12 protein-coding genes and 1 pseudogene are annotated in these 13,818 nt (G+C 66.5%); 4 read left to right on the forward strand and 9 right to left on the reverse strand.

Annotated features, from left to right (window positions below):
* From VXC91_RS35605 to VXC91_RS35615, 3 genes and pseudogenes are all read right to left on the reverse strand, one after another.
* Positions 1 to 418: ABATE domain-containing protein (locus tag VXC91_RS35605; protein WP_329511491.1), on the reverse strand; the 418-nt coding region annotated here is incomplete at its 3' end.
* Between the two features lie 200 nt (positions 419 to 618).
* On the reverse strand, positions 619 to 3,045 hold the full coding sequence (locus VXC91_RS35610) for an ATP-binding SpoIIE family protein phosphatase (protein ID WP_329511492.1): 2,427 nt from the start codon (positions 3,043 to 3,045) through the stop codon (positions 619 to 621).
* Positions 3,046 to 3,239: 194 nt separating this feature from the next.
* A pseudogene (locus VXC91_RS35615) lies at positions 3,240 to 3,713 on the reverse strand (DsbA family protein); the annotation flags it as partial.
* Between the two features lie 931 nt (positions 3,714 to 4,644).
* Here VXC91_RS35615 and VXC91_RS35620 point away from each other — a divergent pair.
* From VXC91_RS35620 to VXC91_RS35625, 3 genes are all read left to right on the forward strand, one after another.
* Positions 4,645 to 5,535, forward strand: coding sequence for a LysR family transcriptional regulator (locus tag VXC91_RS35620; protein ID WP_329511493.1), 891 nt, complete (start codon positions 4,645 to 4,647; stop codon positions 5,533 to 5,535).
* Positions 5,536 to 5,588: 53 nt separating this feature from the next.
* Positions 5,589 to 5,699 carry a CGNR zinc finger domain-containing protein gene (locus tag VXC91_RS47205; protein WP_408057558.1) on the forward strand — a complete coding sequence of 37 codons (111 nt, stop codon included), beginning with the start codon at positions 5,589 to 5,591 and terminating at the stop codon, positions 5,697 to 5,699.
* 161 nt (positions 5,700 to 5,860) lie between these two features.
* Positions 5,861 to 6,673, forward strand: coding sequence for a pyridoxamine 5'-phosphate oxidase family protein (locus tag VXC91_RS35625; RefSeq protein WP_329511501.1), 813 nt, complete (start codon positions 5,861 to 5,863; stop codon positions 6,671 to 6,673).
* A 334-nt stretch (positions 6,674 to 7,007) separates the two neighbouring features.
* Here the strand turns inward: VXC91_RS35625 and VXC91_RS35630 are convergent, their stop codons facing one another.
* From VXC91_RS35630 to VXC91_RS35650, 5 genes are all read right to left on the reverse strand, one after another.
* Positions 7,008 to 7,364: a cytochrome P450 family protein gene (locus VXC91_RS35630; RefSeq protein ID WP_329511494.1), complete on the reverse strand. Its 357-nt coding sequence runs from the start codon at positions 7,362 to 7,364 to the stop codon at positions 7,008 to 7,010.
* A gap of 242 nt (positions 7,365 to 7,606) precedes the next feature.
* Entirely contained in the window at positions 7,607 to 8,569 is a 963-nt protein-coding gene (locus tag VXC91_RS35635) for an ABC transporter substrate-binding protein (RefSeq protein WP_329511495.1), read from the reverse strand.
* A 25-nt stretch (positions 8,570 to 8,594) separates the two neighbouring features.
* The gene (locus VXC91_RS35640) at positions 8,595 to 9,422 is read right to left on the reverse strand and encodes an ABC transporter permease (RefSeq protein ID WP_329511496.1); all 828 of its coding nucleotides are present in this window, start codon (positions 9,420 to 9,422) and stop codon (positions 8,595 to 8,597) included.
* The gene (locus tag VXC91_RS35645; RefSeq protein ID WP_329511497.1) at positions 9,419 to 10,072 is read right to left on the reverse strand and encodes an ABC transporter permease; all 654 of its coding nucleotides are present in this window, start codon (positions 10,070 to 10,072) and stop codon (positions 9,419 to 9,421) included. The genes VXC91_RS35640 and VXC91_RS35645 overlap by 4 nt, the downstream gene beginning before the upstream one ends.
* Positions 10,069 to 11,217, reverse strand: a complete 1,149-nt coding sequence (locus VXC91_RS35650; RefSeq protein ID WP_329511498.1) for an ABC transporter ATP-binding protein — start codon at positions 11,215 to 11,217, stop codon at positions 10,069 to 10,071. The genes VXC91_RS35645 and VXC91_RS35650 overlap by 4 nt, the downstream gene beginning before the upstream one ends.
* Positions 11,218 to 11,973: 756 nt before the next feature.
* On the opposite strand from VXC91_RS35650, the gene VXC91_RS35655 reads away from it, so the two are divergent.
* Positions 11,974 to 12,432, forward strand: a complete 459-nt coding sequence (locus VXC91_RS35655; RefSeq protein ID WP_329511499.1) for a VOC family protein — start codon at positions 11,974 to 11,976, stop codon at positions 12,430 to 12,432.
* A gap of 339 nt (positions 12,433 to 12,771) precedes the next feature.
* On the opposite strand, the gene VXC91_RS35660 is transcribed toward VXC91_RS35655, so the two are convergent.
* Positions 12,772 to 13,818 (reverse strand): helix-turn-helix transcriptional regulator (locus VXC91_RS35660; protein WP_329511500.1); only part of this gene is annotated, 1,047 nt, incomplete at its 5' end.

A 13,818-nucleotide genomic window follows, 5' to 3' on the forward strand; every position in this document is an offset into this window, starting at 1 on the left:
CTTGCTGGGCCTGGAAGATCTCGATCAGGGCCAGCGCGGCCACCCGCCGCCAGCCGGTGCCGCGCGGTTCGGGGTGGACCTCTCCGTTCCCGCCGAGCTGCATGGCGATGGACGCGGTGTGCAGCGGGGGAAGAGTGCCGTCTCGGCCCTGGCCGGCCGCCCGGCGCAGATCGTCACGGAAGGCGCGAAGCTCCTCCTGGTCGTGCGGGTCGAGCCGGATCCCGGCCACGGGGCTGCCGGTGGCCAGGCTCCATTCCTCCAGCGCCCGATCGAGCCAGGCCTGGGCCGAGCCGGGGTCCGCCAGCAGGTCGTTCATGCGGGGCTTGCCGGCGGAGATCGTGTTGAAGAGGTCCTGCACGAAGGCAAGCCCCTCCGGAGCAGGCTCCGTGTTGTAGCGAACCGTGGCCGGCCAGCTCATTCGGATCACTCTCCCCAGCTTGTGCCTAGGTCTGGCGACAGAAGTATACAGCTTACATCTCTTATGGTGTCCCTCGGGAGCCGGTGGAGGGCGGTCAGGCTTCGCTGAGGAGCGCTCGTGCGCGAGCCTCGGTTTCCAGCGCCCCGCTCGGTGCCGCTCGACCGCGGCATCATGACTCTGCCGACGCCGGGGAACCCTCGTCACGCGATATCGAACAGCGGGGCCATCTGGTCGTGCAGCCCGTCAAGGGGCTGCTCCGTCCAGATCGTCTTGCCGCGCTGACCGTACCGGCTGCCCCAGCGGCTGGTGCATTTGGCCACGATGAACAGGCCCCGCCCTCCCTCGTCGGTGGGTGCGGCCCTGAGGAGCCTGGGCTGAGTATTGCTCGGGTCGGCGACTTCGCAGATCAGTACGTTCTCGCGGATGAGCCGCAGTCCTACCGGGCCGCCGGCGTACCGGATCGCATTCGTCACCAGTTCGCTGACGACCAGTTCGGTGCTGAGGGCCAGTTCGTCCAGTCCCCACAGCTCCAGTTGTCTTGTGACGGATTCTCTGGCGTCCGCCACCGAAGCCGGTTCCGCAGGGAACTGCCAACTCACTGTGTTTTCCTCGGAGATGATCCGAGTACGGGCGAGCAGCAGTGCCACGTCGTCGCTGGGAGGCCGGTCGGTGAGATCTCCGATGAGCTCGCGACCGATGGCTGCCAGGCTTCGGCCGGTTCTGGTCAGGACCGTGAGACGGTTCCTGAGTTGGTTCATCCCATGGACGGCGTCGAACCCCTCCAGCTCGAAAAGCCCGTCGGTGTACAGGGTCAGGACGCTACCGGCCTCAAGGGCAACGGTGGTGGACTCGAACGGCACACCGCCGACGCCCAGGGGCGGACCGGGGGAGACCTCGATGTCTCGTGCCGTGCCGTCCGGCCCGATGACAACAGGTGGAGGCTGTCCGGCACTGGCCATCGTGCATTTCCCCGTGATGGGGTCGTAGACGGCATACAGGCATGTGGCACCGACGACGTCCCGCTGTTCGTACGGAATCTCGGCGGCCAATCGCTGAACCAGGTCTTCGACATGCGTGAGGACCTCTGCGGGGTCGAGTTCCAGATCGGCGAAGGTCTGGATCGCGGTACGGAGGCGACCCATGGTGGCGGTGGCGGACAGCCCATGACCGAAGACGTCACCGATGACAAGTGCGACGCGCAACGAGGGCAGGGGAATGGCATCGAACCAATCGCCGCTGATGCCGGCACCCCCGCTCGCGGCGTGGTAGATGCCTGCGGTTTCGAGGCCGGCGGTGTCGGTCTCCGCACGCGGTAGCAGTCGTTCCTGCAAGGCCGCTGCCGCGCGGTGTTCGCGGGTGTACCGCCGTGCGTTGTCGACGCCGAGAGCGGCTCGTGAGGCGATCTCCGTCAGCAGAGTTCGCTCGGCCATGTCGAAAGGCTCGGGCTGCTCCGTCCGCCAGACCGACACTGTGCCGAGCATGCGACCGCGTGCGAGCAAGGGTGCGATCGCCATGGAATGAGCGCCGACGGGGATGAGATGTTCCACGAGATGCGGGCTGCTGAGCACCTTCAGCATGGCCTCGCGGTCCAGCGCGAGGGCCTGGCCCAGCTGGAGTTGGCGTATGTGTGTCGTGTCGAACGGTTGAGTCAGTGACTCGCCGGGTCCGGTCAGGCCTGGTGGCCAGTCCTGCGAACCTGACGAGGCTCCGACCCGGACCAGATGCGGCGGCAGGCCCTCGATGATGTTCAGGGGTTCGTCACCCACGAGTACCGAGTCGGAGATGTCCACCGCCGTGATATCCCCGAGTTCGGGGACGAGTACATCGGCCAGCTCCTGTGCGGTCCGGACAACGTCCAGCGAGGAGCCGATCCGCAGAGCTGCTTCGTGTTGCAGATCCATCTGACGACGGATCCGCTGCTGCGCCGTGGTGTCGTTGACCGTCACGGCAATGCCGGAGGGGGTGCCATTCATGTCCTGCAACCGGAATGCGGACGCCGAGAGATCCCACTGATATCCCGCAACTGTTGAGGAATGAATTTCCAGCCTCTTCCGGATGAACGGTACCCCGGTTTCCATCACCTGGTGCAACAGGAGCTCGATCATCTCGGCGTCTTCTGTGGAAATCACATCCTTCAATCGAACTCCTGTGATGAGAGGCGGTCCCTCAAACATTTCGGGCCTGATGTTCGTCCGCACCACGTTCATGTTCGCGTCGTGAATTGCAATGCCCATTTGGTCTTGGGCGAGCAGAGCGCGCAGGAATGCCCCGCCGATTTCCCAGTCGTCCGTGGTGTCGGCGGGGGCGACCATGACCACGTATTCGTCGGGGCTGCCGTCCAGTGCCAGCACCTGCAGGTCCGCATCGATGGTGGCGCCCGAGCGGAGACGAAGCGGCACGATGCCCTCGGTCGGCAGTTGCCCTTTGCGGGTGCCGGGGCTTGTGCTCGGCGTTTCGGCCAAGAAGTCCTGGACGGGGCGCCCGCAGATGTCTTCCGGGCTGCGCCCGAGTAGGTCAGCAGCGGTCGACGAACAGCGGATCACCATGCCTTCACGGTCCAGAACCGCCGCCCCGACGGCCAGAAGAGGTGACCGTTGCCCGCATCGGTCGCTGTTGGCCTGGTCCATGCGGTGACTCCTGTGCGAAAAGGACACTCATGCCTCGAGCGCTGATCCCATTGTGCTCCTGCGTCCCTATCTACGCGAGGTGGAGCTTGTCGGTAATTATGCGACTCCGCGTGGACAGCCAAATAGTGCGACCGGTATGGCGACCTCTATCGTCCGGCGAGTCGTCGGGGGATTCGGATCGGTGTGCTGTCGAACTATGTGAATTCTGCAGCGGGAACGTGCTGTCTGATGGGTGGCGCCGCGCCGCATCCCATTCGACGAGCCTTTTCCGACCTCGGCTTGAAGCGTCGGCGTCGATGGTGGTCCTGGGGCACGTCGTCGTAGGGGCCGGGGTGCCGCCGGTGACGGCGTTGACGTCCGCCGAAGCAATGTGGCGCTCGACTGTCGGCATGTGCACCCGGTCGCGCTCGAAGCGCTCGGTGTCGAGGCCCTTCGTCCGCGCAGGCGATCAGGTTCGTCAGGGCCAGGGGGTCCTGACGCTGCAACAGCAGCGTGTGCATGGGCCAGAACGCTCCCTGTGCCGCGGCCGCTTCGGCCGCCTCCGCGGCCAGCCGTGCGTGGGGGTGGATGTCGCCGAGCGGGAGGTGACGCCGGACGTATCGCACTTGTGGGTGGGTGGTGAGCGGTTCGCCGATGGCCGGTGCCGCCGCGCTGCACAACGGACACTCGGGGTCCCCGTACTCGACGACTGTGACCGACGCGTCGGCAGGCCCGCGGTGTGGTCCCGTGACGCATCGGCTGGATCATTGAGATCGCGATATCACAGATGCCCAGGCGCCGAACCCGAGAACGAGGTCGGTTCTCCTGCCGCTGCCGCGCCTGAGGCTACGGGTCGCGAGCAGGCCGGCGAAGAAGACGACGGCGAGTACCGCAGGGAGCAGACCTACGTGCCGGCTGGAGGCGGCGGCAACGGCGAGTGCCACCAGGTCGTCGACGACGAAAAGCGCGCGCTGTCCGTCGACATGACCGTGCCCCAGCCGTGTGCGGCCCGACCGCCTCGGGCGAGGCCCCGATAGAGGGCGATGGGAATGATCATGGCGGTCAGGCCGGTGCCACTCTCTGCCTGTCCGGGACGCCGTACGCGCGGATCGCGCACAGCAGCGGCGAGCTGCACCGGTGAGGGGTGACGGCCGCGGCGGACCACCCCGATGCAACCAGAAAAATCTCTTTGAGGGGTTAGGATAGCTGGGCCTCGGGGTAACCTGCCAACAGTCATGATGGGGTTAGGATCAGTGGAATGTCTCATTGCCGTACGCCGCTATGGGAAGTTGTCCGGGGCAACCAAAGACCTGCCTTGCTCCGGCCTGTCCTCCGGGGTGTGCGCCCATTCAGGCCGGGCGAGCGCACTGGACGGTTTTTCCGTACCATTGCGCATCTTTGGATATGCCTGCATTCAGTGAAAGGAGCGTTGCCATCTCACCTCCCTGCCCGGCGCTGCCGAGCAGGGGCTCGGTCGCCAGTTCACCTGCTCGAACGCGCCGATTCCAACGGCCCCTTCAAGACTCCAGCGGTTTCTGGATCGCCGATCACAGTGTTACGCTCGGCGCCCATCGACTTTCGGACTATTGATCTTTTATTGGTTTGGCTTAGATTTTACGAATGGCTACTTTGAGAGCGTTGGAGTGTCTGGTGGCACTCGTCGATACGGGATCTGTGACGAAAGCGGCGGCAGCGCTGCATATGTCGCAGCCCGCCCTCTCCCACCAGATCGCGTCCCTTGAACGGGAACTCGACACACCGGTCGTGGAGCGCCTTTCCCGGGGTGTGCGGGTCACTGCGGCCGGCCTGGCCGCCGCGGCAGAGGCGCGCGTGGCACTGAGAGCGGCCGAGCGGGCCGTGCAGGCCGGACGGGACGTGGCGGGCGGCAGCGCCGGCCGGTTGCGGTTGGCCTGCGCGGAGACGATGACGGTGTGGCTTCTGGTGCCCATTCTGCGGCGGTGGCGTTCCGCTCGGCCCGATGTCCAGCTTGATCTCATGGAGTTGACCAGCAGCGACAAGATGGTGGAACTTCTGATGGCCGGCGAGGCCGACCTGGTCGTAGGACCGGAACCCACCGGCACCACGGCCCACGTGGAGCATCTTGGGGACGAGGAAATGGTCGTGGTCGCCTCGAGCGACCACCGGTTCGCGGGAATGGCATCCGTCAAGGTCGAGGACCTCATCGACGAACCGTTCGTCCATTACACGCCGGACAACGGCAACGCTGCTTGGCTCGATCAGTTCGTCTCCGCCCACCAGGTCTCCCTCATGCCCGTCCTGCGCACCCGCAGCCCCCGCACTGCGGCCCAGCTGGCCGGGGCGGGAATGGGCGTCTCCATCGTCCCCACGTCGGCCTTGACCGCTCAGCCCGCGGGAGTGGTACGTCCGCTGGAGCCCCGCGTGTACCGGGGCGTCGTCGCCGTCGCGGTCGCACCCTCCGACGCACTGGTCTCGCTGTTCCTGCAGGACTTGCGGCGGCGTGGTCTGCCGGGCCCCGGCGTCGGCCTCTGAAGAGCGCTCGCCGATCGTGACTGCTGACGTGATCCAACGGGCGGGGTTCCCATCTGGCCGAGAACAAACGCCGCAAGTGGTGCACCAGCAATATCTGCGGCAACCGGGCGCGCATAGCCCGGCACTACGAACGCACCCACCGGGAGCGGTCCACAAGCACGTGACCATCCCCTGGCGAACCGTCCATGCGACAGCAGCGACTGACAGGAACGCCGATGAGCACTGCAGGTTTCCACGAGGGCGAACGGACCGTCCAGCGCCCGGCCGGCGTAGCCGACTGCAACGCATGCTTCAACCTCCGTGCCTCACCGGAGGGTTGAGCACCGTGCTCGCGGGTCGCTCCTTCGCCGTCTTCACTGCCCGGGACCATGACAGCGCGCTGTGGACCTCTCCCATCGCCGGGGAGCCCGGGTTCCTCGTCGCCGGCGGGACCGCCCTGACCGTGCACGCCACGCCGACCACGGGCGACCCGCCGCACAATCCGCCCGTCCCTCAGCACGTCGGACTGCTCGCGATCGACTTCGGCATCCGCCGCAGGATCCGCGTCAACGGAGAACTGACCGGCAGCTCGGCCGACACCCTGACAGTCCACGCCGATCAGGCTTTCGGGAACTGCCCTTCCTACATCCAACAGCGCCACCTCACGACGACACCGTCCTCGACGCATACGACCGTCCCTGGGCACGCGCATCCACACACTGCCACCGACGCAGGGGCGCTTGAGGACGAACACATCGAACTGATCCGCAGCGCCGACACCTTCTTCCTCGGCACAGCCCATCCCACGCGAGGCGCCGATGCTTCGCACAAGGGCGGCCGGCCAGGGTTCGTGAGAGTCGAGGGCAGGGAGATCTGGTGGCCCGACTACGCCGGGAACAACCTCTTCAACAGCCTGGGCAACATCACCGTCGACCCGGCCACGGCCCTGCTGTTCATCGACTTCACCACCGGTGGCACACTGCAACTCTCGGGCGACGCACAGGTCGAGTGGCTCGACCCCTCCGCAGACGAGGGCGGCACCGGCCGACGCGTACGGTTCACCCCTCGTCGGATCCGCACGGGGACCGTCGCGCTCCACGGTGACCTGGTGAGCTTCTCGCCGCACAATCCTGCCGTCAGGACGTCTCAGGCCACGTGACCGTGTTGAGTCGCGTTTGAGGGGGCGCGCCACAGGACGCCACCGGTGCGTATCTAGACAACGGCTGGGGGCAACTCCTGTGGGTCCGGGACGGCGTGGGCAGGTTTCCTGCACGTCGAACCCGCAGCGGCCGAGCCGCTCTTCACTGCTCGTGGAGCGTTCCGGCGTGGTCAAGCGTGTCATGCGCGTCGCCCGTGACGGGGCAAGGGCCAGGGGAAGACCCTTGCCCCGTCGTATGGGCGCTGATGAGCCAGGTCCGGGAGTCCGCGGCGCGTGAATCCGGCGACAGGCCTGCCACCGTCATCGCCGGCGAGGGCACGGGCGGCAGGCCGACTCAGGTGAGAAGAGCGGGAAGAGCGCGATGGCCGTTGGAGATGAATGACCGCATGGGCTCCACCTCCGTCTCCCTGACGGCCGCCGCGAGCCGGGGGATCGGTCGAAGAGAGCAGGCAGCGCGACCTCCGCCTGGAGGCGGGCCGGCGGTGCCCCCCAGGCAGAAGTGCACGCCATGGTCGAAGGCCAGGTGGTCCTTGTCGGACCGGGTGATGTCGAAGTCACCGGCCGTGGGGCCGTACTTGTCCGGATCCTCGCAGGCCGCCGCGTAGGAGTTGAGGATGGGGTCGCTCCGGCGAATCGTGACGCCCGCGATGCTGATGTCCTCCACCGCGTACCTCAGCGGCAGATGAGCCACGGGCGCCTGGACCCGGAGGCCCTTGGCTGCGGACGTCGGATGCGACGGCGTACAAGGTGGCCCCGACAAGGCCACCCATGATCTGCTGGGAGTGGTCGGTGATGCCGATCCTGACGAGGCCGGTCTCCGGCAGGTGTTGCACCCAGACGTGTTCGGGGCTGTAGCTCTGGCCCTCTGGGACATGGGTCACGGCGAAGCCTTTCGTGTGTGCGGATGAGGTGGCGTCAGGGCCGGTCGCCGCACTAGGAGACCGGCGAGTCGAGCCCGTTCTGCTTCAGCCAGTGCGAGGCGACCGTGGCGGGGTCGCCACCGTCTGCCACCTCGGTGACGAGCTGCCGGAGCGCGGCCGTGTCGAGTCTTGCCGAGACGGCGTCGGAGGCGCGCGCCATCGGCTCGGTGAGAACGTCGCGCCGGAAGACGGGTACGACGTTCTGGGCGGCGAAGATGTGCTGGGTGTCCTCGAGGGACACGAAGCCGTAGTGGGAGATGGCCGGGTCGGTGGAGAAGATGTCGGCGGCATCGACAGTGCCGTTGCGCAGCGCCGTCTGCGTGATCGTGCCGCTGGGGGAGAGGGAGACGAACTGTTTGAAGGCGACTCCGTACACCTTCTCGAGTGCAGGCACTCCGTAGGAAACGGTCTGCAGGGGTGCGGGAGCGCCCAGCTTGAGTTTGCCGGCGATGGGCTTGAGGTCGCCGATGCTGCTCAAGTGGTACTTCTCGGCCGTTTCCTTGGTGACCGTGATGGTGTCCGCGTCCTGCGCCGTTGCGTAGTCGGTGACGGAGAGGTCCTGTCGGCTCGCGGCGGACCTGAGCGGTGCGTAGACGTCCTTCGGGGCGCGAGCCTCGTTGTCGGGCGAGAGGTAGTTGAGCAGGGCGCCGCTGTATTCCGGGACGGCGCCGATCGACCCGTCCTTGAGCGCTGCCATGTAGGCGGTCCGCTCTCCGATGTCGGCATGGACCTCGGTCTTGACGCCGTTTGCCTTCATGGCCCCTGCGTAGAGGTAGGCAAGGATCTCCGCCTCGGGGAAGTCCGCCGATCCGACGACGACCGAGCCAGGCTTGCTGGGCAGTTGACCGTCTGCCGATGTGGTGACGTCGTGGGTTCGGCTGTCGGCGTCCGGCTGTGAAGAGCTGCCGCCGGCGCCACAGGCGGACAGTGCGCAGGCCAGGGCCAGAACGCAGGCAGCTGTGAGGCTGCTTCGCATGATGGGTCCTTAGTTGTCGAGCGTGTCAGTGAGTTGCGCTTGAGTCGAGTCGTGGCCTCTTGCCGGGCACAGGGCTGGGACGCCTGGTGGCGGAGACCGAGGTGAGACCGGGCGAGACGGTGCGGCGCAGGACGACATGGAGGGTGCCGTCGACAGCCAGGGCCAGAACGGCCACCGCGATACCCCCGGCCACCATGGCCGGGTACCCGTAGCGGAGATCACCGAGATTCTGCTGTCCGTCGATGATGAACCGGCCCAGTCCGCCGACGAGAGGCGCGTAGGCGGCAACCGTCAAGGTGGCGATGACCTGCAGGGTGGCGCTTCGCAGTCCCGAGATGATCAGCGGAAGGGCACACGGCAGCTCCACCTTCCTGATGACCTGAAGCGAGGTCATACCGGTGCCGGCCGCGGCATCCCGGGTGGCCGCATCGAGGGACTGCACCCCTGCGTAGGTGCTCGTCAGAATCGGAGGTATCGCCAGGATCAGCACAACGATCAAGGCCGGGACCAGGTAGGGGACACTGCCCGCCGGAACGATCGTTCCCCATCCCCGCCGGACGGGGATGTGGGGTGAGAGCACCACGATCAAGAAGATCAGGAATCCCAGTGTCGGTACGGCCCGGAGTGTGTTCGCCAGGCCCGCAACCACGGCGGTGCCCCTCCCCGTGTGCCCGATGACCAGTCCCACAGGGATGGCGACGAGGGCCGCAGCGGCTGTCACGACCACCGTGTACAGCAGGTGCTCTCGTGTGTGGGCGATCAGCCCATTCGATCCCCACCAGTTGGCCGGGTCGTTGAACCAGATGCCCACCCGGTCCAGTCCGGGCAGGCCGTTGCCGTCCGCGAGAGTCATGGGGCGACCGCCCTGTGCCAGGGGGTGAGCAGCCTCGTCAGGGTGATGATGACCAGGTCGTAGACCAGCGCGATGGCCATGAAGGCGAAGAGACCGACGATGATCGGTGCCAATGAACTCGTGTTGTTCCCCGCGATGAAGAGCTGCCCCAGTTGGGCGGTGCCGATGACGGACGCGACGGAGACCAGACTCACGTTGGACACGGCTGCGACTCGCACGCCTGCGGCGATGACGGGCACCGCCAAAGGCAAGTGCACACGCAGGACCAGCTGCCTGCCCGTGTATCCCATCGCGCCGGCCGCGGACAGCACGCTGTGGGGGACCGAGCCCAGGGCGCCGGACACTGTCCGTACCAGGAGCACGAAACTGTAGATCGTCAGCGCCGCCATGACATTGAAAGGATCAAGGATCTTGGTGCCGAACACGTCCGGCAGCACGAGGAACAAGACCACCGAGGGAACGGTGTAGATCACGCTCAGCCCGGAGACGAGCGGTCCCTCGAGCCACTTGTACCGGTAGGCGATCCATCCGCAGGGCACTGCCAGAGCAAGACCGACGACCACGGGCACAGCCGCGAGCCAGACAGTTGTGAGGCCCCACTGCTGGATCTGCTGCCAGTTGGACTCCACATAGGAGGTCACCTGGTTCACGCCGTGACCTCCTCGCACGATGTGTCCGAGGTGCTGCTCACCGCGGTGGCCCTCGCCGCTATCTGTGCAAGCACATGAGAAGCAGAGACAGTGCCGGCGAACCTCGTGTCGTCGCGCACCACCACGCCTCGTCCGCTGGGAGAGGACAGAGCCGCATCCAGCGCCTCGCGCAGCGACCCCGTTTCCGTTGCCAGCGTTCCGCCGAGGTGCAACATGCCTTTCTCGATGGATGTTTGACCCTCTGCGGCGCCCAGAGTGTCGGTCGTCAGCCACCCCACCGGAGCGTCGGCGGCGTCGACCACGAGGACCCACCCCTCCTGCTGCCTCTGCCGTGCGGCCGTCAGCGAGTCGCCCAGCCTGACGGTCGGCTCTTCGACCAGAGACAGGGACCCGGCGGGTGTGAAGCCCAGCGCGCGGTAGCCGCGGTCGCGGCCCACGAAACCGGCGACGAACGCGTCCGCCGGACGTGACAGAAGCTCCGCAGGCGACGCGAACTGCGCAAGGGTTCCCCCGACTCGTAGGACGGCGATCCGGTCACCCATCTTGATCGCTTCATCGATGTCGTGGGTGACGAATATGATCGTCTTGCTCAATTCCTTGTGGATGCGCAGAAATTCGTTCTGCAACTGTTCCCGGACGACGGGGTCGACCGCGCTGAAGGGCTCGTCCATCAACATCACCGGCGGATCCGCGGCCAAGGCTCTGGCGACACCCACCCGCTGTTGCTGCCCGCCGGACAACTGCGCCGGGTAGCGGTCCGCCAAAGTCCGGGGGAGGCCCACCAGTTCCAGCAACTCGGCTGCCCGGCTCCGCGCTTGCCGCCGCGTCGCCCCGGTGAGCATGGGCACGGTGGCGATGTTGTCCAGGACGGTCTTGTGGGGAAACAGACCGGCCTGCTGGATGACGTACCCGATGCCTCGGCGCAACTGTGCGGGCCTGACCGCGCGGACATCTCTGCCGTCCACCAGTACCCGCCCCGAGGTCGGCTCGATGAGCCGGTTGACCATGCGCAGGGAGGTCGTCTTGCCGCAGCCTGAGGGCCCCACGAGGACCGAGATATGGCCCGCTGCCGCTTCCAGGCTCAAGCCGTTCACGGCGACGGTCCCGTCAGGGAAAGTCTTCGTCGCCGATTCGAAACGGATCATGATGTCTCCTTGCGCCGGGCCGTGATGCATGAAAGAGGAACTCGAGAGGTGAAAGACAGGGGCGGTGGGTTCGCCTGCGGCCCGGATGCTCTCGCTGTCTAATTGAAAGAGTAACAGGTATCAATTAGAAGCGAGTGGGGTGCGCCCTGGAACTCGCACGTGGCCGCTTCCTCCGGCGGCACGCACATGCCCTCACGGGTGGGCCGGCCTGGTTGTGGCTCCGCGGGGAGTGGCGCGATGGCAGAGGTCTGTACACCCACAAAACCCTGTTTCGCAGTAAACGTTGAGTCAAAAATGGCCTTGCGCAGCCCTACGGCGTCCTTTTCCCGCTCTTCCCAGATCGTCCCGGCGCTCGGCTCCTCCTCTGCCCCGGCTCCATGTATGGCGTATGTGCAGGCCCTTGACAGGGCCGCTCATGGCCATGACGGGGCATGCGCGCTCACTCGTCGCCCCCCTCATCCGCCGCACATCGCGGTCCAGTTCAGGAACTGCGCGAAGGCGGCTCCCTGATCAGAATCGTGCGCGCAGGACATGGCCCGTATCGAGGTTAGGTCAAAGAGCGCAATTCTGTGGACTTCTGAGCCATGTAAAATCCCTCGCCCATCTATAGAAGAGACGAATGGAGCGCTGCTTCGAGGCCGCCGCTGAGGGTAAGTGCTGCAGGGCGGCATGGATCGCACCCGGGCGGGGGCGACATGAGTAGTTTCTCGCCGCGCCATCCAGAAAACGCATGAATCCCGGTTCCTCGCGAGCACGGTGTTCGTCAACACTGGAGAAATGAAACTTTCCCTCGAAGTCGTCACGCTGGCCGTCTCGGACGTGGACCGAGCGCTCGCGTTCTACAGAGACCAGGTCGGGTTTCACCTCGACGTGGACTATGCGCCTGGCGGAAAGTTCCGGGTGGTGCAACTCACCCCGCCCGGGTCGAACGTGTCGGTCCAATTCGGTGCAGGGCTCACCGAAGCCGAGCCTGGCGGCACCCGAGGTACGTACCTCGTCGTCACCGACATCGAAGACGCCAGGGCCCTGTTGGTGGCACGCGGTGTACCCGCAGGTGAGATCAGGCACAAGTTTCAACTTCCCGACTGGCGCGGAGGCTTCGAAGTCGGGACCGATCCCGAGCGTCGCGACTACGCGAGCTTCTTCGACTTCGCCGATCCCGACGGCAATCAGTGGCTTGTCCAGGAACGAGGTCACCAAGTCGCACGCTCTTGAGGCGTGTTGCAGCGGTAGACCCGGGCCGGCCGTGACGATGTGCCATACGGTTCGGCACTTTCGGCGAACGGCATCTCTGGAAGAGCCCGGGTGCCTGACCACCGCGCACGCTTACGGCGCAACCCTTGGCCCAGGCGCATTCCCGCAACATTGCCGAGAGACAGGGCCGCGCAGTGTGCGGAGACGCGCCGTACGCAGGTCACAACCCGGTGGTGTTGATCCTTTTTGTCCCTGACCGGGGTTGTTACCACTCCCGCTCTGACCGGACGCGCTGGCATTGACCGCGGTCGGACAGCGTTCGCGGAGATATGGTGCGGAGGCGGGGCCACCGTACAGGTGTCATGCCGTGCTGGGCGGGTGCCGGTAGATGTCGGCCAGTGCGGCAATGGTCTGCGCCATCAATGCCCGCAGTTCCATGGGCGCCACGACCTCGGCCTCCGCGCCGAGCCGCAGCAGCATGCCGACGGCGTGGTCGACGGACTCGACAGGGATGACGACCTGGACGCGGCCGTCGGTGCCCGGTAGCCCGGCGGTTTCCTCGGCGGCGCGTGCCACTGCCGGTTCCACGAGGTCCGGCAACTGCGTCAGGACCCGTGGCGACAGCCGCACCACGGCGTCGCCCTGGTGGCGGCGGGCGTCGAAGTCGGCGAGATAGGACTGCCAGTGCGCGGCCAGGTCAAATCCCTGAGGCCGCTCGAAGTGGTCCTGCAGTACCTGGATGGTGAGGATCTGGGAGACGCGATAGGTGCGCACGCCCACCCGTCGGCCGGCCACCAGGTACCAGCGGCCCGACTTGAGCACCAAACCGTAGGGGTCCAGCGTCCGGGTCACCTCCTGGGGAGCCTTCCAGCGCCGGTAGCGGACGCGGATGCGGTGCCGGCGCCACACCGCGTCGGTCACGGCGGCCAGGTGCGCGGTGCGGTCTGCTTCGGCGTACCAGCCGGAGGTGTCCAGGTGGAAGCGCTTGCGTATCTCACCGGTCCGGTCGCGCAGCTCCTCGGGCTGGGCGGCCATCAGTTTGAGCTGGGCGGTGGCAAGCACGGAGCCGAGCCCGAGGTCCGCGGCCGGGCCGGGCAGTCCGGCCAGGGAGAGCGCCTCCGCCTCGTCGCGGGTCAGTCCGGTCAGCCGGGTGCGGTACCCGTCGACCAGCCGGTAGCCACCGTCGTGACCGGCTTCGCCGTAGAGCGGCACGCCTGCTGCGGCGAGCGACTCCATGTCCCGGTACACCGCGCGGACGGACACCTCCAGCTCGTCGGCCAACTGCCGGGCGGTCATCCGGCCGCGGGTCTGGAGGAGTAACAGGACGGACAACAGTCGGCTCGCACGCACGAGGAAAGTCTGCCGCAGTCCCCTGACACGAGTTGTCAGGGGAGCCGGATTAGCTTT

This window comes from Streptomyces chiangmaiensis, assembly GCF_036281785.1.
Lineage (GTDB): Bacteria > Actinomycetota > Actinomycetes > Streptomycetales > Streptomycetaceae > Streptomyces > Streptomyces chiangmaiensis.

Excerpts from the sequence above, each read along its gene's own strand:
- VXC91_RS35610 (WP_329511492.1), bottom strand. The coding sequence starts at position 3,045 with ATGGACCAGGCCAACAGCGACCGATGCGGGCAACGGTCACCTCTTCTG.
- VXC91_RS35650 (WP_329511498.1), bottom strand. The coding sequence starts at position 11,217 with ATGATCCGTTTCGAATCGGCGACGAAGACTTTCCCTGACGGGACCGTC.
- VXC91_RS35635 (WP_329511495.1), bottom strand. The coding sequence starts at position 8,569 with ATGCGAAGCAGCCTCACAGCTGCCTGCGTTCTGGCCCTGGCCTGCGCA.
- VXC91_RS35620 (WP_329511493.1), top strand. The coding sequence starts at position 4,645 with ATGGCTACTTTGAGAGCGTTGGAGTGTCTGGTGGCACTCGTCGATACG.
- VXC91_RS35640 (WP_329511496.1), bottom strand. The coding sequence starts at position 9,422 with ATGACTCTCGCGGACGGCAACGGCCTGCCCGGACTGGACCGGGTGGGC.